The 23,323-nt window shown below is 39.2% G+C and carries 14 protein-coding genes and 4 pseudogenes; 11 read left to right on the top strand and 7 right to left on the bottom strand.

Features of this window, described 5'->3' with window-relative positions; all coding sequences use genetic code 11:
* Positions 1-50: 50 nt before the first annotated feature.
* A pseudogene (locus tag LOZ91_RS09280) lies at positions 51-164 on the bottom strand (IS6 family transposase); the annotation flags it as partial.
* Between the two features lies 1 nt (position 165).
* Positions 166-1,053 carry a LysR substrate-binding domain-containing protein gene (locus tag LOZ91_RS09275; RefSeq protein ID WP_244783094.1) on the bottom strand — a complete coding sequence of 296 codons (888 nt, stop codon included), beginning with the start codon at positions 1,051-1,053 and terminating at the stop codon, positions 166-168.
* Positions 1,054-1,233: 180 nt separating this feature from the next.
* Between LOZ91_RS09275 and LOZ91_RS09270 the strand changes: the two genes are divergently transcribed.
* The 6 genes from LOZ91_RS09270 to LOZ91_RS09245 all read left to right on the top strand — a co-directional run bounded on the left by LOZ91_RS09270 (position 1,234) and on the right by LOZ91_RS09245 (position 10,240).
* Positions 1,234-1,983 (top strand): SDR family NAD(P)-dependent oxidoreductase, encoded by a 750-nt coding sequence (locus LOZ91_RS09270; protein ID WP_100535583.1) that lies wholly within the window; start codon positions 1,234-1,236, stop codon positions 1,981-1,983.
* Positions 1,984-2,066: 83 nt separating this feature from the next.
* Positions 2,067-3,365: an MFS transporter gene (locus LOZ91_RS09265; protein WP_213064372.1), complete on the top strand. Its 1,299-nt coding sequence runs from the start codon at positions 2,067-2,069 to the stop codon at positions 3,363-3,365.
* 15 nt (positions 3,366-3,380) lie between these two features.
* Positions 3,381-4,226, top strand: coding sequence for a transketolase (locus LOZ91_RS09260; RefSeq protein WP_100535581.1), 846 nt, complete (start codon positions 3,381-3,383; stop codon positions 4,224-4,226).
* A 13-nt stretch (positions 4,227-4,239) separates the two neighbouring features.
* Positions 4,240-5,244, top strand: coding sequence for a transketolase C-terminal domain-containing protein (locus LOZ91_RS09255; protein ID WP_100535580.1), 1,005 nt, complete (start codon positions 4,240-4,242; stop codon positions 5,242-5,244).
* Positions 5,245-5,405: 161 nt separating this feature from the next.
* Positions 5,406-6,668, top strand: a complete 1,263-nt coding sequence (locus tag LOZ91_RS09250; RefSeq protein ID WP_100535579.1) for a carbohydrate porin — start codon at positions 5,406-5,408, stop codon at positions 6,666-6,668.
* A gap of 131 nt (positions 6,669-6,799) precedes the next feature.
* Positions 6,800-10,240: a pyruvate carboxylase gene (locus tag LOZ91_RS09245; protein WP_244783079.1), complete on the top strand. Its 3,441-nt coding sequence runs from the start codon at positions 6,800-6,802 to the stop codon at positions 10,238-10,240.
* A 197-nt stretch (positions 10,241-10,437) separates the two neighbouring features.
* Here the strand turns inward: LOZ91_RS09245 and LOZ91_RS09240 are convergent.
* A pseudogene (locus tag LOZ91_RS09240) lies at positions 10,438-10,845 on the bottom strand (IS3 family transposase); the annotation flags it as partial.
* A gap of 6 nt (positions 10,846-10,851) precedes the next feature.
* Here LOZ91_RS09240 and LOZ91_RS09235 point away from each other — a divergent pair.
* Positions 10,852-15,162, top strand: coding sequence for a tyrosine-type recombinase/integrase (locus LOZ91_RS09235; RefSeq protein WP_244783078.1), 4,311 nt, complete (start codon positions 10,852-10,854; stop codon positions 15,160-15,162).
* Here the strand turns inward: LOZ91_RS09235 and LOZ91_RS09230 are convergent.
* A pseudogene (locus LOZ91_RS09230) lies at positions 15,120-15,215 on the bottom strand (IS5/IS1182 family transposase); the annotation flags it as partial. The gene LOZ91_RS09235 and the pseudogene LOZ91_RS09230 sit on opposite strands and share 43 nt — an antisense overlap.
* 716 nt (positions 15,216-15,931) lie before the next feature.
* Here LOZ91_RS09230 and LOZ91_RS09225 point away from each other — a divergent pair.
* Together LOZ91_RS09225 and LOZ91_RS09220 are read left to right on the top strand one after the other, a co-directional pair.
* Positions 15,932-17,587 carry an HNH endonuclease signature motif containing protein gene (locus LOZ91_RS09225; RefSeq protein ID WP_244783077.1) on the top strand — a complete coding sequence of 552 codons (1,656 nt, stop codon included), beginning with the start codon at positions 15,932-15,934 and terminating at the stop codon, positions 17,585-17,587.
* Positions 17,588-18,211: 624 nt separating this feature from the next.
* On the top strand, positions 18,212-19,444 hold the full coding sequence (locus tag LOZ91_RS09220; protein WP_244783076.1) for an ATP-binding protein: 1,233 nt from the start codon (positions 18,212-18,214) through the stop codon (positions 19,442-19,444).
* Between the two features lie 17 nt (positions 19,445-19,461).
* Here the strand turns inward: LOZ91_RS09220 and LOZ91_RS09215 are convergent, their stop codons facing one another.
* The 3 genes from LOZ91_RS09215 to LOZ91_RS09205 all read right to left on the bottom strand — a co-directional run bounded on the left by LOZ91_RS09215 (position 19,462) and on the right by LOZ91_RS09205 (position 21,356).
* On the bottom strand, positions 19,462-20,601 hold the full coding sequence (locus LOZ91_RS09215) for a GGDEF domain-containing protein (protein ID WP_244783075.1): 1,140 nt from the start codon (positions 20,599-20,601) through the stop codon (positions 19,462-19,464).
* A 103-nt stretch (positions 20,602-20,704) separates the two neighbouring features.
* Complete coding sequence (locus tag LOZ91_RS09210) at positions 20,705-21,034, bottom strand: DUF4236 domain-containing protein (RefSeq protein ID WP_100329896.1); 330 nt, start codon at positions 21,032-21,034, stop codon at positions 20,705-20,707.
* A 49-nt stretch (positions 21,035-21,083) separates the two neighbouring features.
* Positions 21,084-21,356 carry a transposase gene (locus LOZ91_RS09205; protein ID WP_159138990.1) on the bottom strand — a complete coding sequence of 91 codons (273 nt, stop codon included), beginning with the start codon at positions 21,354-21,356 and terminating at the stop codon, positions 21,084-21,086.
* A 23-nt stretch (positions 21,357-21,379) separates the two neighbouring features.
* On the opposite strand from LOZ91_RS09205, the pseudogene LOZ91_RS09200 reads away from it, so the two are divergent.
* Positions 21,380-22,561: pseudogene (locus LOZ91_RS09200) on the top strand (BREX system Lon protease-like protein BrxL); the annotation flags it as partial.
* Between the two features lie 151 nt (positions 22,562-22,712).
* Positions 22,713-22,985 carry a hypothetical protein gene (locus LOZ91_RS09195; RefSeq protein ID WP_005093629.1) on the top strand — a complete coding sequence of 91 codons (273 nt, stop codon included), beginning with the start codon at positions 22,713-22,715 and terminating at the stop codon, positions 22,983-22,985.
* Positions 22,986-23,323: the final 338 nt, after the last annotated feature.

Here is a 23,323-nt window from a genome sequence, read left to right as displayed (position 1 = left end):
CACTGTTGCAAATAGAGATTTGAGTCGATGATGTTCCCTTTAAAAAGTGCTTAGAGACCGGAAACCCTGTTGATTAGACACACTTCACCCTGAGGCTGACCATAATAGAATGACGATGGTTGTCCTTTACGTAGTGCACGCATGACTTCAATACTTTTAAAAGTTTTACCATTCACTACTTTTGTTAATTTCTTCATTAATCCAGTTTAAAAAATGGTTCACTTTCATAATGTTTTCATGCGTGCGAGGATAAACTAAGTGATGAGCAGATATCGCTATAGAGAAATCATCAGAAAATACTTTAACCAACTTTCCTGATTCCAAATAATTCTGAGTAAGTATGTTGCTTTCTAAAACAAATCCTAGGCCATGCGTGGCTGCTTCAAGTGACATGTAAGAGCGATCAAAACTAAAAGTATAAGGAAATTCAGGAATACTTAGGCCTTGGTGTGCAAACCATTGAGGCCATGTCACCAGAGTGGATTTTGATAAAATTAGCTCTTTTTTTAATAAATCTTTGGGCTTAAATACTGGACTACGTTCAAGTAATTTTGGCGATGCAAGAACTTCTAATTTTTCACTCCGAACCGTTCTAATTTCGACACCTGTCCAATTCGAAATACCATGACGAATATCAATATCAATTTTATCACGCGTAAAATGAAGATTTTCATAAGAACAGGACAAGTTCACCTGAATGAGAGGGTATTTTTCTTTAAATGATTCAAGGCGTGGCATTAGCCACAATAGGCCAAAACTTGGAGAAGAATGGATATATAAGCTATCTTTTGGACTGTTATTTGATGCTTGTTCAGTAGCTAATACAAGGCTATGCAGGATATTAGTAACTTCTTGATAATAACGCTCCCCAGAAGGAGTTAATGTAACACCTCTTGCACCACGTATAAATAGACTTTGACCAATCATTTCTTCTAGTTTTGCTATTTGATGACTGACAGCAGATGGTGTAAGGCTCAAAACCTCTGCTGCTTTTGCCACACTTCCTAATCGAGCAGTTTGTTCAAACGCTTGTAAGGTTTTTATTGCAGGCACTTGGTTGTAATTTTTTTCACTATTATTCATTTAAAATTCCATTTTTCTTTCGAATATTAACTAAAAATATCATAGGCATGAATATTATTCATGCCTAGTTGAGTTTAACCTTATTGCTGCTCACTGTGAAAAAAGAGAATCTAGCGATGAATAAATATGTTGAAGAAAAGAGGAATAGACATGTTACTACAAGGAAAAGTAGCGTTAATCACAGGTGCAGCATCTGAACGTGGTATTGGTCGTGCAACAGCGGAAGTCTTTGCACAGCAAGGCGCCAAAGTAATTATTGTTGATCTAGATCTCGCGCAAAGCCAGCATACGGCTAAAGCATTGGGTGAAGGTCATTTAGGTCTAGCAGCAAATGTTGCTAATGAAGAACAAGCATACGCTGCTGTGGAACAAGCCCTTCAACACTACGGAAAAATTGATATTTTGGTCAATAACGCAGGCATTACCCAACCTGTAAAAACATTAGATATCAAGCGCAATGATTATGACCGTATTTTGGATGTCAGTCTGCGTGGAACGCTCATTATGTCTCAGGCTGTAATTCCCTCAATGAAAGAAAACGGTGGAGGAAGTATTGTGTGTTTATCATCCGTTTCGGCACAACGAGGTGGTGGTATTTTTGGAGGTCCACATTACAGTGCTGCCAAAGCTGGGGTTTTAGGATTAGGTAAAGCGATGGCACGTGAATTTGGTGCAGATAATATTCGTGTGAATTCACTTACACCAGGTCTGATTCAAACAGATATTACTGGTGGTCTAATGCAGGATGATCGTCGTCATGACATTCTTGCAGGTATTCCACTTGGTCGCTTAGGTAATGCTCAAGATGTTGCAAATGCAGCATTATTCTTAGCCAGTGATCTATCAGCCTATTTAACAGGTGTAACTTTAGATGTAAATGGCGGAATGCTGATTCACTAAAACTCAGTATTAGTATTAAAAAATTTGAAATAGAGACATGGCCACGAGAGGATATTGTGGCCCAATGTAAAGGGACTCGCATGATGGATACCGTATTTTCATCTGATACAGATGCTATTCGTAAATCTGCATATCGAAAAATTGCATTTCGGTTGATGCCATTTTTAATGCTTTGTTATTTTTGTGCTTACCTAGACCGTGTAAATGTTGGTTTTGCAAAACTTCAAATGATGAGTGATTTACAGTTCAGTGAAGCTGTTTATGGACTTGGCGCAGGTATTTTCTTTATAGGATATTTCTTATGTGAAGTACCCAGCAATATTGTGCTGCATAAAGTTGGTGCTCGACGTTGGATTGCTCGGATCATGATTACATGGGGTATTTTGTCAGGCTGTTTTGCATTTGTTGAAACAGAGTGGCAATTCTATACCTTACGCTTCTTACTTGGTGTTGCTGAAGCTGGATTAGCGCCAGGTCTATTACTTTATCTTACATATTGGTTCCCCTCTTATCGTCGGGCCCGTATGACTGTGCTTTGGTTTATTGCGATTCCAATTTCAGGAATGATCGGTGGGCCTCTATCTGGCTTAATCATGGACCAAATGAACAATGTGCAAGGGTGGCATGGTTGGCAATGGATGTTTGTACTTGAAGCTATACCTACAGTGGTTGTTGGTTTGTTAGTCCTCGCAGTTCTTAAAGATTCTGTTCAAGATGCACATTGGTTAACAAGTGCTGAAAAGAATTTAGTTCAACAAGAAATTTCACAAGATAATCAGCAGAAAGAAGGGCATAGCAGTATTAAAGACTTCATTAGTGATAAACGCTTGTGGTTACTTGCTGGAATCTACTTTTGTGTCGTAATGGGACAATATGCAATTACTTTCTGGTTGCCGACATTAATTCGTAACTCGGGTATTAGTGACAACTGGCATATTGGCTTGTTGACCAGCCTGCCTTATATGTGTGCCATAGTTGTAATGCTGTTAGCAGGCCGTAGCGGAGATCACTTTAGAGAGCGTCGCTGGCATTTAATTATTCCTATGTGTGCTGGTGCAATTGCACTGACCTTCGCAACATTGTTTGCCTCAAATCTAACCCTATCGCTGATTTGTTTATGTATTGCGGCATCGGGTGTACTCACTGCATCTTCTTTGTTTTGGATGTTGCCAACCAACTTTTTAGGTGGTGTTTCAGCCGCTGCTGGTATTGCTGGAATCAATAGTTTTGCCAATCTCGCTGGATTTTGTTCTCCATTTCTCATCGGCTGGATTACGACTAATACAGGTTCTAATGCCATAGGTATGTTCTTAATCACAGCAGTTTTACTTGTCGGTGCCACACTGGTAACGCGCGTTCCAGCAAAACTTGTTAATCGTTAATAAGAGAAGTTAATCATGTCAAATATTAATAAAGAAGCTCGTATTGCTGAACTACAGCAACGTGCCTATAACATTCGTCAACATGCGTTACGTATGGGACAAGTACAGGGCCAAGGTTATGTTGGGCAGGCCTTAGGTGCAGCTGATCTACTTGCAGTTTCTTATTTTCATGCAATGAAATATCAGCCTGAGAATCCTGAGTGGGAAGGACGAGATCGCTTTTATCTTTCAATAGGTCATTATGCAATTGCTTTATATGCAGCTTTGATCGAAGCAAAAGTTATTCCACTTCAAGAACTAGAAACTTATGGTTCTGATGACAGTCGTTTACCTATGTCAGGCATGGCAACGTATACCCCTGGTATGGAAATCACAGGTGGTTCATTGGGTCATGGTTTAGGCATTGCGGTAGGTGCTTGCCTCGGATTAAAGCAAAAGAAATCAGAATCTTTTGTTTATAACTTCCTATCAGACGGTGAGCTGAATGAGGGCTCGACATGGGAAGCTGTCATGTCAGCTTCACATTGGAAATTAGATAATCTCATCGCAATTATTGATGTGAATAATCAGCAAGCCGATGGGCATTCAAGTGAAATTCTAGCTTTTGAACCGATTGTAGATCGTTGGCAGTCTTTTGGTTGGTATACCCAACGCGTAGATGGCAACAATATGGAAGCTTTACTTGATGCTTTCGATCAAGCGAAAAGTCACGAAGGAACATGCCCAAGGGTCATTATTTGCGATACCAAAATGGGTAAAGGTGTTTCATTTTTAGAAAGCCGTGAAAAAACACATTTTATTCGCGTGGATGAACGTGAATGGGATGAAGCTTTAAATATATTAACCCATTACGGCAAATAAGGAGTCTAGATCCATGAGCCAATTAGCGAACTCTCCTAAGAAAAAATTAAAAACGTCTGCCATGATTGCTTCTATTGCTGCAGAAGGGCAACCAACCAAGTCTGCACCATTTGGACATGCTTTAAATGCACTAGCGAAAGAGCGTGATGATATTGTTGGATTATCAGCAGATCTATCCAAATATACAGATTTACATATTTTCGCGAATCAAAATCCAGACAAGTTCTTTCAAATGGGAATGGCCGAACAACTCTTGATGAGCGCTGCTGCTGGATTAGCTCGAGAAGGTTTCGTTCCTTTTGCCACGACTTATGCTGTTTTTGCTTCACGCCGAGCTTACGATTTTATCTGTATGGCGATTGCCGAAGATAATCTAAATGTGAAAATTGTAGCAGCCCTTCCTGGTTTAACTACAGGATATGGACCAAGTCACCAAGCAACAGAAGACATTGCCATTTTCCGTGGAATGCCAAATCTAATGATCATTGATCCATGTGATGCCTTGGAAATTGAACAGGCTATTCCGCAGATTGCTGCTCATCAAGGTCCTGTTTATATGCGCTTGTTGCGTGGTCAAGTTCCATTGGTACTGGATAAATATAACTACCAATTTAAATTGGGTAAGGCCCAAGTCATTAAGCCTGGTAAAGACCTATTGATTATTTCTACCGGATTACTGACCATGCGTGCGCTTGAGGCAGCGGAAGAGCTAGAAAAAGAAGGCGTAGAGGTTTCTGTATTACATGTACCTACGATTAAACCATTAGATGAACAGACCATTTTAGACGAAGTAGCTAAAGGAGGTCGTCCAGTTTTAACTGCTGAGAATCATTCTGTGGTTGGAGGCTTAGGTGAAGCAGTTGGAACCTTGCTATTAAGAAATGGGCAACATCCACGTTTTGATATGATTGGTTTACCTGATGCATTTTTAGATGCAGGCGCATTACCAACACTACATGATCGTTATGGTATTTCTACAGAAGCCGTTAAAGCAAAAATTAAAAATCACTTAACCTAAGAGAGTCCAACTCTGTTAGTGAATTGAGCATGGTGTATGACAGGAGTCCCGCCATGCTGCAATTTTATCACACCACTTTTAATCCAATTTAATCATTCAAAATAGCTTATTCAATTAGCTGTTTAGGGAAACTTATATTCAAAATTTGCAGGGATTGTGCAATGAAAAAAAGTAATTTTTTATGTCTTATTAGTGTACTTATTGGAACAAATACAGCTTGTTTTGCTGAGAACTTATTTGATGTAAATCGGACAAATTTAACAGGGGATTGGGATGGCAAACGAACAGCTTTAGCAGATAAAGGAATCAAATTTGATGCTAGTTCCAATCTCGATATTGCTTATTTAGCAGATGGTGGATATGCCCCACGACAAGACCCAACATATGTTAGCCAGTTTTCACTCGGTTCAACTTTAGATTTAGAAAAATTGATAAATGTAGACGGGGTGAGTGTCAGAGTATTAATTATGGCAAGACAAGGGCAAAGTGTATCAGTAGAGCAGATTTCCGATCCGCAAGCACCGCAATTGGCCAATGTACAGGCAAATTATGGTCGGGGTAATTCGGGTACAAGGCTTGCAGAACTGTCGATTGAAAAGAATTTCAGTAACGCAGTTACCAGTATTCGAGTTGGGCGTTTTGCCATGGGAACCTATTTCAATGTGATGTCTTGTGACTTTCAAAATAATTCTTTTTGTGGTGCACAAATGGGGAAATGGCAAGGCAATAAATGGATTAATGCACCTGTAAGCCAGTGGGCAGTAATGTCTAAATATAGTTTTAATCCTGAAGCTTTTATTCAATTTGGTGTATTCGAATATAACCCAAAAAACTTGGAAGAAAACGAAGGATGGAATCTAGATACAAAAGATGCAGACGGTTTTAATATTCCTGTCGAGTTGGTATGGCAGCCTAAAAACGCAGTTAATGACTTGCCTGGAATATATCGTATAGGAGCATTTTATAATACTTCTGATGAGGCCGATAATCAAAAGGACATCGTAACAGGAGAGTCTGAAGATAATACATATGGAGTATGGGGAGGAGTAGAACAGCAGTTATCGTCTAGGAATTTACCAAATCAAGGATTATATGGATTCATGAACTTCAGTTTCCATAATAAAACTACGAATAAAATTGGAAATATGCAACAAGTTGGTTTGAAATATATTGGTCTTTTAGATACCCATGCAAATGATATTTTTGGATTAGCAATAAACAGAATAAGTGTTAGCGACCGATTCCGTGCAAACTATTCAAATATTAATGAAGATGCTGAATATAATTTCGAAATTAATTACTCCTACTTCCCTGTTAAATGGTTAATGCTACGACCAAATATGCAGTACATCATCCATCCAGGTGCAACCAATTATATAAATAACGCTTTAGTACTAGGCTTCAGTTCGAAAATTATTTTTTAAAAATTAATGAATTGTTATTTCAGCTTTTGAAATACGAACTTTTCCTTTACTAGCTAAAAAAATATTTAGCGCCAAACTACGAATATCTTTAATAAGATTATGAATATATTACGAAATAAATGGGTATATAAATGATTAAGCCTATCCAGAAAATACTTATTGCTAATCGTGGCGAGATCGCGATTCGAGTCATGCGTGCTGCCTCAGAAATGGGCATCCGTACAGTTGCAATTTATGCAGAAGAAGATAAATTTGCCCTGCATCGCTTTAAATCGGATGAAGCTTATCAGGTAGGGGCAGGGAAAAAACCAATCGCTGCCTATCTGGATATTGAAGATATTATCCGTATTGCAGTTGAGGCAGGGGTAGATGCTATCCACCCAGGTTATGGCTTCCTGTCTGAAAACCCTGAGTTTGCAGAGGCTTGTAGCCAAGCTGGCATTCGCTTTATCGGTCCAAAACCAGAAGTAATGCGTCAGTTAGGCAATAAAGTGATGGCCCGTAAGGTTGCAATGGTTGCATGTGTGCCAGTTATTCCTGCTACAGCAGCACTACCTGAATGCATTGAAGACTGTCAGTTACTGGCAGCTGAGGTAGGCTATCCACTCATGCTCAAAGCGAGCTGGGGCGGTGGAGGTCGTGGCATGCGCGTGGTTGAACATGAGAAGGAACTCGAAGATGCAATTACTGTTGCACGTCGTGAAGCCAAATCTGCGTTTGGCAATGACGAAGTTTATCTAGAGAAACTGATTCGCCATGCCCGTCATGTAGAAGTGCAGATATTAGGTGATACCCATAGCAATATTGTGCATCTATTTGAACGAGATTGCACTGTCCAACGACGTAATCAGAAGGTGGTTGAGCGTGCGCCTGCACCTTATTTGTCCGAAGCCCAACGTAATAAAATATGTGAGGCCGCTTTAAGATTGGCTCGCGCAGTAAATTATACTCACGCCGGTACGGTCGAGTTCTTAATGGATGCTGAAACAGAAAACTTCTATTTTATTGAAGTTAACCCGCGTATTCAGGTGGAGCATACAGTCACAGAAGAAATTACTGGCATTGATATTGTTAAAGCACAAATTCGGGTGACTGAAGGTGCCGCGATTGGAGATGGTAGCAGTTTTATTCCACCCCAGGAGCAAATTAAACTGTTAGGCCATGCATTACAATGCCGTCTCACCACCGAAGACCCTAAAAATGGCTTTATGCCGGACTATGGACGTTTGACCGCATTTCGTAGCGCAACTGGTTTTGGGGTACGGGTAGACAGTGGTACTGCCTATACTGGTGCAGTCATTACGCCTTATTATGATTCATTACTGGCTAAGGTAACGGTTCGTGGTGCAAGTGCGGATGAAGCTAATGCCCGTATGCTACGAGCATTACAAGAGTTTCGTATTCGTGGTGTTTCAAATAATTTGGCATTTCTAGAAAATGTGGTGACACATCCTCTATTTACACAAGGTACCTGTACTACCCGATTTATTGATACCACTCCTGAATTATTTAACCTTAAACCTAAGCAGGACCGTGCGACAAAGTTATTAGAGTTTTTAGGTGACATTACCGTCAATGGGCAACCTGAACTTAAAGGACGTCCGCTTCCTGAGACAGTTCCAGCTCCAGCACAGTTACCAATATTTAACTTGAATCAGAATATTCCAAGCGGAACCCGAGACCAGTTTAAATTACTGGGTGCAGAAGGGTTCTCAAATTGGATGCTAGATCAAAAGCGTGTATTGGTTACTGATACCACTATGCGTGATGCCCACCAGTCCTTATTTGCAACACGAATGCGGACCGCAGATATGTTGGCTATTGCACCTTATTACTCCCAGATGGCCAGTGAGCTATTTTCACTAGAGTGCTGGGGGGGCGCAACCTTTGATGTGTCGATGCGTTTTTTAAAAGAAGATCCGTGGGAACGTTTAGCTAGACTTCGTGAAGCAGTGCCGAACATTTTATTTCAAATGTTGCTTCGCTCATCTAATGCCGTGGGTTATACCAACTATCCAGATAATGTGGTTCGCCACTTTATTGCACAGGCAGCACAAGGTGGAATCGATTTATTTCGTGTATTCGATTCGCTAAATGCAGTTGATAACATGCGGGTTGCTATTGATGCGGTTCGAGAGTCGGGCATGTTGTGTGAAACAGCAATCTGTTATACCAGCGATATCTTTGACAATAACCGCAGATATAACCTCAACTACTATGTTGATATGGCAAAGCAGCTACAAAAGGCAGGAGCCAATATCCTGGCTATTAAAGATATGGCGGGGATATGCAAACCAGCCGCAGCACGTGAGCTGGTCAAAGCATTGAAAGAAGAAACCGGACTGCCAGTTCATTTTCATACCCATGACACCAGTGGTATTGCAGCAGCCAGTATTTTGTCAGCAATTGAGGCAGGCGTAGATGCTGTTGATACTGCCATGGATGCCATGAGCGGTCTCACTTCACAACCAAGCATGGGCTCTGTGGTTGCGGCCTTACAAAATACAGATCGGGACACAGGACTTAACCCTAACAACCTGCAACAGCTTTCGACATACTGGGAAGGTGTGCGCCATATCTATAAGCCGTTTGAGGCGGATATGCGTGCTGGTACAGCTGATGTCTATCATCATGAAATGCCGGGTGGACAATATACTAACTTGCGTGAACAAGCTCGTTCAATGGGTATTGAAGAGCGCTGGACGGAAGTATCTGATGCCTATGCACAAGTTAACTTATTGTTCGGTGACATTGTTAAAGTCACTCCAACCTCTAAAGTGGTGGGTGATATGGCCTTATATATGGTATCGAACAATCTTAGTCCACAAGATATTGAAGATTCTGAACTTGAAATTGATTTCCCTGAGTCGGTGGTTTCCCTGTTTAAGGGGGAGCTAGGCATACCAGTACATGGTTTTCCAGAAAAGTTACAGAACAAGGTATTAAAAGGTGCAGCCCCGTTAAATGACCGTCTTGGTGCAGTTATGCCACCAGCCGATCTGGCGGGTAAAAAAGCAATGCTTGAGAATATGTTTGGGAAACTAGTCACTGAACAAGAATTGGCGTCATACCTGATGTATCCAAAAGTCTTTACCGACTTTATGCAGCACGAAATGAAATATGGCACGGTCTCAAGTATTCCATCTTCAGCGTTCTTTTATGGTCTAAAAGAGCAAAGTCCAGTCGAAATCGAACTTGAACGCGGTAAAGTACTCGAAATAAAACTGTTGGGCCGCTCAGAAGCCAAGGATGGAGTGATTGATCTGTTTGTAGAGCTGAACGGCCAGTTACGTCTGGTTCAGATTAAACAGGCAAGCCAAAAAGAATCGACGGCTCATTCAAAGGCAGACCCGAAGAATCCAAAACATATCGGTGCTTCGATGCCGGGCATGATTAGTACAGTACCTGTAAAACTTGGTCAGTCTGTCAGGAAAGGTGAAACCTTATTTACCATTGAAGCAATGAAAATGGAGATTGTGATTAAAGCTGATCAGGACTGTGTGGTTCAGGAAGTTTTAATGGGTGTGGGTAATCAGGTTAAAAATATGGATTTAGTTTTAATATTAAATTAAAAGATTTAGTTATAATTTTGGCACTGTTGCAAATAGAGATTTGAGTCGATGATGTTCCCTTAAAAAGTTCTTAGAGATCGAAAAATCTGTTGATTAGATGTATTAATTCAGACTTGATCGGACATAGCTCTTGAAAAATAGGAAGTTACCCATTTTGATGTGTGCTGAAAAAACAGGACACTTCGACTTGGGAGATTCTATGCAGCCAATTTAAAAAAGTCCTCTGCTGTTTGATTTGGTGTTTTAAAATCCAGTCCTTTCTGAACTCTCTGCTGATTATAAAATAGCTCTATGTATTTTGTAATATCTGCTTTAGCTTCCTCTCTTGTTTGATAGTTGCGATGATGAACCAATTCATTTTTTAATATTCCCCAAAAGCTCTCAATCGGTGCATTATCGTAACAATCACCGCGTTTAGTCATTGAACCCTGAAATCCATATTTTTCAAGTATATTCCGATATTCATGACTGCAATATTGACTACCCCTATCTGAATGAACGATCAAGCCTTCAGTTGGCTCATGATTGCCAATAGCCATACTCAGTGCATTACAAACAAGCTGTGACGTCATACGCTCATTTAAGCTATAGCCATCCAACCTTTGGAGGATATGGATGAAATACATCGTGGTCTGGTCACTGATGTATTTGGGTATGATGATATTGAAGAAGATGAAACACCATTGGAGCCGTTATTTACATTTTTTTTGGCAGAACAATCCGATTTAATTCGAGGTTTTTATGCCTCTAAGTCTGTTTCTCAGCATCTTGAAGCTGCAAATGTTGGTTTGGTTTGGACCAAATGGAAATTGTCATTAAATTCGATCCAAGAAGTATTTAGATTATGTCGACCATGTGAGGCTGATACTAGCTTAATTCTACGCGCAAAATTAGCTTTAATATTGAGTTTACTTACAGGACGTTCGGTGAGTGAGTTAACAGCGCCGTATTTTAGTCAAAATACTGATCAGAACAATATTGCTGATCAGTATGATCAACACACTGATCAGCATAATATTACTATTCTGTATGATCATACTTTATCTGCATATGTATTGAGTGTTTTCGCAGGTACACCAACACTCAAAATAAAGCCAGAAGAATCTAAATTTCATGTGCCATGGACCAAGAGACTACATTTAGTTTTACCAAATGAGCTCAATAATTTGGTGAGTCAAGTAAAAAATCTTGCGATTAAAACCCGTCAACTCGCAGTTGAGCGCGAAGTGAAAACACTTATTAATAGTGTGCCTAAAGAATTAGAAATAAGCCTCAAAAGTATTAAAGATGTTCTTCCGCAGTTGTTATATCAGCATAGCCAAGGTGATTTAGCTGTCGTTAAAGCAGTGACGAATGCATCAGGTCTGAATTATGATAACTTGATTCATTATGCATCTTTTGATCAAAAGAAACTTGAACAGTTATGGGCGGATTGTTTAAGAACGATAAAAATTGATATTCCTGAATATATACACTCTTCTAGTGAACGTGTGGGTAGCCCGACAGGGATCAAGATTGCTGAAATACAAAATGAAATTACACGCATAAAAACAACGATAAATCAGGCTGCCGAACAGAAAGATTGGCAGATGCTCTTTGATAACTTAACGTTGTATACAGAATTATGGATGAATCTTGCCACTGCAGGAAGAGGGATTAAGCAACCATTTTCAAAGTGGATCAGTCAGCAAAGTTGGGCATTGATTCAAGATAAACATCGTCCAGATGAATCAACCGATCGCTATGTGCCATTGACGGGAGCGTTGATCAGACAGATTCAAATTTTACGTGCTTTGATGAGAATGCTAGGACATCAAGTTGAACCACGTGTTGATTTATCATCTTATGCTGTGCAACTTTGTGATCCTCTTCAGATTGAAGGATTAGTCAGAAATTGGGCACGGAAGCTGGTTCGCTCTGATGATAATCAGTTATCTGGACGGTTCAAGGATGCTGGACTTGGGCACTGGGTGCGCGGTCGTTATCCATGGGATATGTTATCAGTATTTCCTGTATCAACATTTAAACAACAGTGGCTTGATGTACAAGAAAACTTGCAAAAACAGTTAGGTTTCGAATGTCTTGATGTTTTTGATTTTTTAGCAACCCAGAATATTCCAACATTTGTTTTAACCCAGGAAACTAAAACAGTTCAGGCAGAGATGAAGCCGAGAATACAATATTCAGAAAATGACGTGGAAGAATGGCTGAAAAACTCTGAGTATGAGCCCTATTGTCAGTTGATTTTTGAAGGAAATCCTGAGCCTCAAGTATCTTTAGAGCTTGGACATGTATTGGCTTCTAATTTAGCTAAAAATTCAAAGATTGATTTGCCACAAGCGATCAAGGCATATTGTGCTTATATTCGTGATAAAACTAAAATTCCTTTATTCGTTCAGCTTCCTCAACAAGCGAATCGCACATGGCTGACATCTGAAAATAATTTTAGTATCTGGTGTTATATTGAACAGAACTTACTTGCTCTTATTCAGAGAGATTTAGAACATTTACCTGAATATCAAAATTGTGATATTGAAATAGGACGTTTGCTGGTTGTACTGTCCCTGTATTCGCAACTGTGCCGAGTAAGCCATTTACAAGCGATGTTGGAGTTTATTGCTTCTGATCAACATATAGTCGCTATGGGGAATAGTCGGCTCGTTGAACTGACAGTGAATAATGATAGATCTGTGACAAAGATACGCCGTACAGTACTGTTAAGTCCTTATGTCTCGACGTTAATTTTAGTAGACCGACAGTATCTACAGCCCCGATTAAAAGAGATTTTAGCACAGCCAAGAAATCAACAAAGAACGGCTTGGCAAAAGTGTTTTAATACATATTTAAAACAAATAGGGGTTAAGTCAACTCTATCGTTAGCTCAATGGTTGAAAGCTTTACAGCAAAATGTGATGTTAAATAGCACTCCGCTGATTGCAGGTTATATATCAGGCCAAGTCCTGACTGAAGATCTTTCAATAAATGAATTATTACGCTTATTCGAATATGAAAAATTAACCACAAATTTAGATAGCACTGAGCCAGAAAGTGAAATAGGAATAGAAGATGAGCAACTCCATTTGTCTGATATTTTAGCGATGATTCAGCAACTAAAAGGTGAATCTAGATCAAGTATTTGGCTTAAACAGCTTGCCAATAATAAAACGAATCACGACTCAGTCAATTTATTAACGTGCTTTGTGCGATGGCTGATTTTACGCTGTGATGCAGAAGAGTTAAGTCTACAGAATCGAAATATGATTCATCTACATTTGGCCATCGTCAGTGCAGGTATATTGGGGTTTTCAGAAGATTTAACAAAAGATAGCCAGATTGATGAAGATGTATTTCAAAAATGGATGGAGTTGACGCAAGAGCATTTTCCACACCGCAAGCATCTCGCTGCGTGGAATCGCTTTAGAGATTTTTTAATTCAGTTAAATGATAATCGTATAAAGTTACACAAGCGTACAGCGCATCAAGCAAGTGCTAAAGTTTTTTCAAAAAATGAAGTGCAGCAGATCGTTCAAATATTACAATCTGTAGAATCTGGGGTGAATGATGCTGCTTTACGTCTAGAGATTCAGCGTCATTTTCGTTTATCTGCAGCGATGGGTGTACGCCGTTCAGAGACACTTCATTTACGGCCCTTAGATATTGATGAGGATATGCTTCGAATTCGTCCTTATGGTGAGCATCAGTTAAAAACACTTGGATCAGAACGTGTTGTTCCGATGAGTTTGTTAAGTCAGACGATTCAAAAGGGATTAGAGGACATTTATAAGAATAAAAAAAAATCGATATTAATGTCTGATGAGAACAGTGAGCATAGGCCTTTTTTTAATCAAATATCTCAAATATTAAAGAAAGTCACAGGAGATGTTGATCTCAGCTTACATCATTTAAGACATACGTTTGCAAGTGCATATACTTTAAAGTGTTTGCAAACAGTGGTGGATTTTAAAGCGCTTACGATAGAACTGCCATGGCTACAAAATTGGATGCCATCGAATGAGCAATTTAATACGCTAGTAGGCAATGAAGGACAGGTTGGGCAAGGGATTAAGGCGATTAGTCGAGTGCTTGGACATTTACATGAATCGACAACATTAAAGCATTATGTTCATATCTTATTTCTGGCTACTTATGCCTATAGCATGCAACAACAGCAACCCAATTTACATACTGCATTTTTTAAGCGAGTCATGAGTCGGAGTAATTTATTCAGGCATTTCCAAGCGATTCATCAACAGAATGGTAATCTAAAATATGAGTTGAGAGATACCATCGAAAAATATGTACTCAAAAAAAGACAAAGTCAGAGGTGGGTCATCTATGCTCAAAAAAGGGGGAATTCGACGGGAAAAGTAATTAAACACGAATTATTTCAAAAGTTTGAAGATATTGAGCGGTATCTTATTTCTGGGCAGGGGCAGCCACGATTAGATATTGAGTCCTGGAAGAGAGCTTTAATTACGATGGCAAACATTCCGTCAGGTAAACGTGGTTCAAATATAGGAAGACATCCATTATCGACACAAGGAAAGTTAGCACGTTTGCCTGAATTACTAAGTGCTGTAGATTTTAATTCTGCACAAGAGATTTTAGAGCGATTTGATTATTTAGAACAAAACCAATCAGAAACTTATAATTGGTTAATAAAAAAATGGTTGTATGAAAGTAATGTAACAAAAGTATTGATGCATTTTACGGCAGAGGATGAACCTATGCTTTCAATCCTTACAGAACATCAGTTTTTTCCGATAGTGATGAAACATAATAAATATGATTATTTTAGAATTATGTCTAAACAAGCGTCATTAAGTGCCGTGCGATGGGTACTTGCGTGGTTGAGTGTACGATATTTGGTGATTAGAGATCATAATTCTGTGAATTTGTTCAAGACAGCTACGTGTGCATAAATATCATTTACCTGACTAGGAAAACTTCTTGCTGCTCATTTATCACTTAATAATAGAGACTCAGGTATTTTTTATGGATCAACAAAGCAATAAAAACATCACATTATTCCTTGCATTTGATTTGCTACTGGAAGCTGTACAACACACTTCCTTATGGAAATAGCCTAAGCAGATATCGTTCAATTTAAGGGGCCCAGGCCTTTGCTTGGCAAATCAGATTTTAACAAAGCAAAGGCCTGGGAATCCGCGAATTTGATTTTTTTCTTTGCTTTCAATTTGATCCATACGTTATCGATTTATATTTTTTATTTAAAAATGAATAAAAAAATTCTAATTTGGTTTGACCAAAGAAAAAGATACCCATATGATAATTACATTACAGCAAAATCTGTAATCGGGCGTGGAAACCCGCATCTCAACGTACTAAAGAGTCACTTTTAGTGGCTCTTTTGTGTCTGCATGGCAATGCTTTATGGCAGGCCAAGTAGGGCAGTCTATGACTGGCCGTTTCGTTGAGCGGTATTTCCACCCCTATTTGGTTTGCCACCATCTCGTGGAAAAGATGTTGGCAAATTTCACATTGATCAACGAGATTACAATATGAAAAATATCATCTTAAAAGTACCCATTTCTCTTAGGTTTCTTTTGTTAGCGCTGACCGGATATTGACGGTCATTTAATTCATCGCTTTAACTAAATTGAACTATATGCACTTTCAAATTTCGTGCTTTAGCGAATATAGGAAAGTGCTGCCTGGAGAAAACAAAAAATGGGCCAAACTCGATTACTGACGAATATCATTCAGCGTAAAGTCATGTTGCCAGAAGAAATGTCGCCTTCAATGCAGCGTGATAATTTTGAAGTGGCACTGACTGATTTTGAAAAGCATGCCATCATCAAATGTTTATTTAAAGCGGATAACCAGCGTTCTACTGAATGTTGGAGTGTGCAGGAAATTGCAAACTTTATTGAGAATTGTACAGAAGATCAAAATATCAATTTGTGTATCTTGTATTGGAAAGATATACACGGCAACATCTATATTATCGATGGGGCGCATCGTCTTTCGAGTATTTATGCTTGGGTCAAGAGATATTTTGCAGATGAACAAGCCACTCAAGCGCCTAATTTTAGCGATCAACAAAAAGAAGATATTCGTGACCTGCGAAATCATTTAGGAGATCTAGCTGACTTCCAAAAAATTTGTATTGATCCTAAATTTGCAGAACAAAAATATAAATTAGACGATATTAAAATCAGTTTCCGGCAAGTGCTTGGTACTCCAGAAGACGCAAGACGCGTATTCCAATCGATTAATTCAGATACTAAACGCCTAGATAAATATGAGGAATATCATCTAAGAAGTCGGGGAAGTGATGCATATTATGCGATCTATGCCTGTTGTTATATCAATGACAATAAATCCAATTTAGAAGAGCTTCAATATACACGTTTAAATTCGCTGATCGAGTTGGGGGAGAAGATCCATCAGCTGCTTTTCTCTACCATATTATTAGATACTGAAATGAGTCATGGCAAAAAAATTGGCTTGGTCAATGAGCTCATGAATATCATCGCGGGTGATCAGATTCATAATATCATGAGCCTGAATCAGGGTGAACGCGTTGAAAAGATCATGTCACATCTGTTTACGGTCCTTTGCAGAATGGCCACTCCTGTAAAAAATACTGGGGTTCCGAGTTTGGGCTTACATCCGTTCTTATATTTTTATAAGGACCAGCGTTTTCAGATTACTTCCTTTCTGGCATGGTTTGCTATTGTGTTTGAAATTCATGAAAGCCTGATGCAGATTCACCATCGAACCATTAGCTTTAAAGAGTTTACACGTGTCCGCCGTAGTATTGAGTTCTTGATTGCCAATTTTCCAGTGGCGACCACTGAAACGGTCGGTAAGTTCGGCAGTGGGATTAAAGGCTATGATCGGCTACAAATCGTTTATAAAGCCTTTATCTGTTTAAGCCTGGAAATGGATGTCGATTTTGAAGATGAAGAATGCCTGAACACCTTTATTTTGTCGATGTCAAAGGCTTTCAAGTACATCAACTTTAATGAGTTTTATTCTGAAAGATTTTTGGGTAATTATGATGATGGGGTTGTAGAGCATGTAGTCGGATATGTTGAATCGATTAGCCCGATCTCTCGATCAAAGCCCAAGGCCTTTTCAGCATTAACCAAAAATTTGCTTAAGCACAATTTTCTGGTGGGTAATCATAACTTTTGCCCCATTTGTGATGGATTAATCTATCTCGATTCTACTGAATCGGATCATCGGATTGCCAAAGCCGCAGGTGGCCAAGGGGTGCTAGAGAATGGTCTGCTGGTTCATCCACTCTGTAATAGAATGAAATCAGATCTGAGCCTGGAAGAGATTAGAGCGGATTTGTTTGGTGAATTACTGTATTAATCAGCAGAGTGATGAACTCATTTTCTCAAGTGTGTTAATTAATGATAAATCACATGATTTAACTTTTGATATATTCAGCCAGTGTAGCTTTTTTTAATTAAGTGCAGAATCATAGCTAGAAGCTAGCTGTAGTTTCTGAATGACCGTCAAGGTCCTTAGTTTTGCCCATTGATCCTTCTCTGGGCATTTTTTTTGATCAAAAATCATGTGTAGATGCCCTAGAATAAACCTTTTAGCATTTCATAAGCAATCAAGATTAAGCCTGACACCATCAGCACCACAAAAATGAGTTCCACTCTAGTTAACATAGTAATTCCATTTACTTTTCACTCAATTTATATGACAAATAAGTCGTAGCAGCAATGACATAACATGACATAGAAAATAATCAAAAAGACAGAATTTGGATTATCTCATCGATGAAAACCTATCAAATTTCGTCTAAAGAGTAGACCTGGTATCTTGGAGCTTGTCGTGATTAGCGTCTCTAAACTGCTATAACAGCAGTTTAGAATTTTAAATATTTCACATGAACTAGAAACTTTCCTTTTAATTAAATATATTTTAACTTAGTATCTAAACTTTGATAGAATTAATTAAAACTTTAGAGTTTAAGTGGAAACAATGAGAAAAACTAATATTCGACGTGATGGTTACTTAAAATTTCTGAATACATGGCAAGACCGTGATGTCATTAAAGTACTTTCAGGTGTGCGTCGCTCTGGAAAATCCACCTTATTGGCGATGTTTCAACAAGACCTAAAAGCACAGGGTGTACAAGCCGAAAACATCATTGCCATCAACTTCGAATTTATGGAATTTGAAGAACTCACCGATTACCGTAAACTACATGATTATGTATTGTCCAAAGTTGATAAAAGTAAAAAAAACTATGTGTTTTTAGATGAAATACAACATGTTACAAATTTTGAGAAAGTAGTCGACTCTTTATATGTTCGGGATTATATCGATTTATATATTACAGGCTCAAATGCATTCTTTCTAAGTGGAGAACTTGCGACTTTACTTACAGGACGCTATATCGAGCAACATGTTCTACCTCTGTCATTCCAAGAATTTAAACAGTGGCATATTGAAAATAATCCGATCATCCAACAATTATCCAATCGTGATTTGTATGCCATGTATACGCACAGTAGTTTCCCTTATACGCTTGCCATGACTAGCCAGCAGGAAACTTATGATTACTTGCAAGCGGTCTATGCCAGTGTAATGTTTAAAGATGTTATTCCCCGTTTGAATACTGCCGATATTAACTCTCTCGAGCGTGTCGCAAGATATTTGGCAAGCGTGACAGGCTCACCTATTTCCATCAATAAAATTAAAAATACCTTTGTTTCAAGTGGGGTTAAAATTTCATTTGAAACAGTAAAACGCTATATTCAGGGCTTACAGGACAGTTTGTTATTTTATAGTGCCGCACAATTTAAAGTACGCGGGCGTGAGTTATTACAATCCTCTGAAAAATACTATTTAGTTGATGTCGGATTGCGCCGGATTATGTTGCCTGATGCTAATGCTGATCAAGGTCATATCTTAGAAAATGTGATTTATCTTGAGCTTGTCAGACGAGGTTATACGGTCTATGTAGGGCGGGTTGATGAATATGAAATTGATTTTGTTGCTGTCGATACTTTACAGAATTTAACTTATTATCAGGTGGCATTAGAAACGCTCAATGAGGAGACACTCAGCCGAGAGTTACGTCCATTACAGAAAATTTCTGATTCGTATCCCAAGTATTTGCTTACCTTAGACACGATAGGGACTGAAGCGAATTATAATGGTATTGTAAAAATGAGTGCTCTCGATTGGTTGCTATCTGAAAATAAGTAAAGTGGAGTCTACTTAGGTTAGTTAAAACACACTCTGTTTCGGCCATTATTTTTAGCTTGGTATAAACGTTGATCTGCGGTTTCTAAAGCACTCATTAACTGGGACTCTGCATCTATTTTGGCGGCCCCAAAACTTGCAGTCACTCGAATCTGATGAACAAAAAGGTGCCCTTCAATCTTTTTACGTAAGCGTTCCAGCAAAACAAAAGAAGATTCTTGATCTGCACTTTGCAATAATACAATAAATTCTTCTCCGCCAAATCTGCCGGCAATATCACCTTGCCGAATGTTGGATTTTAATAGATTTGCAATTTCCAATAGGATGTTGTCCCCGACCACATGCCCCCAGGTATCATTGATCTCCTTAAAACTATCAAGGTCACACATCACCAGATAGACTTCACCGTGCTGCAATTCATTAAACAAATCTTTGGTTTTTTCTAAAAAACCATTGCGGTTATACAGCTTGGTTAAAGAATCTCTCAACCTTTCTTCGTTAATGATATCAAACCGTTCTTTTACCGCTACCGCTGAAACTATAATTGCAAACCACAGGCTGAGGAACAGATTGACAGCAATCATGGTCATCCACCATGTTGTTGTTGCCAAGGCGACGTTTTGCACATTTTGAAAATATATAATGACAATTGAGGTTCTAAGCACCCCATAAGCAAATAAGAGAAAATAACTCGCACATAAAAGCATTTCTAAGGCGTAGGTTTTTTTAAATAAAACATAGATTTTTGGAAGTGCTAAAGCTTCCAAGCATAAAATCATAATATTAATGGTGACGATGCGGGGCCACAACTGTTCATCGACATGGGTAAAATATAACAGTGACCCCATACCCACTACAATCAAAGTGCTTGCTACAAATATATTTGATTTTGAATTGGCTTTTAACAGCATGCCATGGGCAACGGCCCAAGCACCACCTAAATAAAAAAGTGCCAGCCATGGCGCGGTCAGCCTCAGTTGAGCATTACTCATCAGTGTCTGTGCGGCTAATCCTATGGATGGAAAAATGCAAGCCAAGCCCATCCAGAATAAATATTTAGGCGCTTGAAAGCCTAGATGCGTAGCAATAAAAACAGCACCTATCAGACTTAAACAAATCGGATAAGCTAATAAAAAATATTGGATATCTGGTAGATGCACGTCTTGTATGACCATCCAAAGCTGTGTGATTTTTATTCTAAATTGTTTAGAAAGAATTAGCTAATCATTCTTATTTTTAACTTAAGCTACGAAATACTGTCCGCTAAAAAATCATTGCACCGACAATAAAACACAACACCCCAAAAGCGATCCAAAGCCAGACAGTTGATCTGGATGTCTCCATACTTGGGCGATGCAATCGTGGTGGTTGCTGAGATGTATTCTGTGGGGTATTCGGGCTATTTGTATAGGGGTGATGTTTGGAATAAGAGAGTCCTGTTCCTGGAATGCCCACGCTGGTTCGAGTGCCTTTTTTACCAATATTTAGAGAAGCACCGGGTTTGCCAATGCTCGCACTGCTGATGCCCTTATGCGTCAGATTAATTTTTAATCCGGGTAGCAGTTTAATACTCTTGTGAAATCTAAAGCCCATATTTCCCCCATTTGCAAAACCAGTTCGCTGTGTATTTTAGTTGATATAGCTAAATACTAAATAAATCACCACAGTGATCTTTAAATAATTTATCACTATCTGCAACTCTAAATTTATTTCGAACAGATTTCACTCTAGACCACATTTTTTCGATTGGATTTAAATCAGGACTATATTGGGGTAACCAAACTAAATAATGACCTACTTTTTTCAGGAGTTCTTGTAATTTTTGACCTTTATGAAAAGAAGCATTATCCATAATTAAAACACTTTTTTTCTTTAATTTTGGTAATAAATCGTGTTCAATCCACCCTTCAAACACTTAGGTCGTAATCGTGCATTCAAAAGGACAAAGATGGCGTACAGATCATGAAAGACTACATGGCCTCAGGATCTTTTGCCCGTAGCCGGGAACAGATGGAAGCCTCAGCTTCGATGGTTTTTGTGGGGAATATCAACCAAAGCGTTGAATCTCTGGGCAAAACCAGCCATCTGTTGGCACCTTTCCCTGAAGCCATGATCGATTCAGCATTCTTCGATCGTTTTCATGCTTATATCCCCGGCTGGGAAATTCCGAAGATGCGCCCGGAGTTTTTCACCAACCGTTATGGATTGATCGTTGATTATCTGGCTGAATTCTTCCGGGAAATGCGCAAGCGTAGCTTTGCAGATTCCATTGAGAAGTACTTCAAACTCGGTAACAACCTGAATCAGCGTGATGTGATCGCCGTTCGCAAGACGGTTTCCGGATTGATGAAGCTACTCTACCCACACGGTCAGTTTAATAAAGAAGATGTACGCCAGTGTCTGGAATATGCGTTGCAGGTGCGCCGTCGTATCAAAGAGCCGCTGAAGAAAATTGGTGGCATGGAATTCTATGATGTTCATTTCAGCTATATCGATAATGATACCTTAGAAGAACATTTTGTATCGGTAAAAGAGCAGGGTGGTGGTGGACTGATTCCCGAAGGTCCAGCCAAGCCAGGTTTCTTATATACCATCGGGCTCAGTAATAAAGGCATGCCGAGGTTATACCGCTTAGAACTTCAAGTCACCAAAGGTTCAGGAAAGCTGGCGACATCAGGCTTATGGAATTCAAGTAGTGCCAAGGAGCAGGACAAAATTGCATTTGACTACTTCAAGGCCAATGCATCCCGGATCTCGGGTGGCAGTAAGGTGCTGGAACATGACTTCCACTTACATGTGGTGGAATTACAGAATACCGGCCCGCTCAGCCATCTTGCTCTGCCAAGTTTAGTGGCTTTTGCTTCTGGCCTGTTAGGACGATCGGTACAAAGTCAGATGGTGGTACTGGGTGATATGAGCTTGGGTGGTTCTGTGACACCGGTGGAAAGTATTGCTGAGTGTCTTCAGGTGGCTTTTGATGCGGGTGCCAAGAAGGTTGCTTTGCCAATGAGTAGTGCGGCAGATATCCCAATGATTCCTGTGGAACTGTTTATCAACTTCCAGACCAACTTCTATGCGGATCCTGTGGATGCGGTATTTAAAGCTTTGGGTGTGGATTGAAGGTAGTCGTATTTTAAGATGATGAAATGGCTCTTTATAAATATTTAACAATATCAATAGATTGATGAATAAAATAACTGAGCCATTTTTTTAAATAGGGTGAAATTTTGCTGCCTGGAAAAGCGATGGTATTTGATAGAGATGAGAGCAAGTGAATAAAGTTGTTAAAAAACAAATCGCTTTTTTGATTGTCCTGGTTTGTGGTGTCGGCTTCTATAATTATAAGACGACACAACCACGGCAACAGCCTGATGAATCAATACAGCGAGCTCAACAAAGAGAAGCGGAGTTTATGCAAAGAAGGGCTGAATATATTGCGAAACATGGTGAACCCAGTGCTGTTGCGCAGAAAATGGATGAGGCATTTGCTCACAAGAATGGTACCCAGCTCATTGAACCACCCTCTACAATCCTTAAGGACTGAATAAATTGACGATTCAATTGCTCGATCAAGCAGGGCAGCCAGACATTGGCTCATTTTAGGCGCTTGGAGCGAGGAATCCATCAATCTGCTGTAATTCAAACCGTCCGCTTCGACACTCACAAAAGTGCGTATTCTAAAAGCGGAAATTTTTACTTTGGAGCAACCGGACATTTCTATTTGGGGCTGACACCCGAATTTTGTATATGAGGGTTTATGTTAAATAAAAGATATTTATTATTTCTTCAAAAGTAAAAAACTACCTAACAGGCTAATGCTGATCAGTTAAGAATTTCAGAACTAAAATTATGTTCAATAACACATAAAATTAGATCAATTAA

Origin of the sequence: Acinetobacter sp. F-1 (assembly GCF_022869025.1) — a bacterium.
Classification (GTDB): Bacteria; Pseudomonadota; Gammaproteobacteria; order Pseudomonadales; family Moraxellaceae; genus Acinetobacter; species Acinetobacter pseudolwoffii.
The sequence above is the reverse complement of the archived record's forward strand: the minus strand, read 5'-3'. Positions and strand labels throughout refer to the sequence as shown.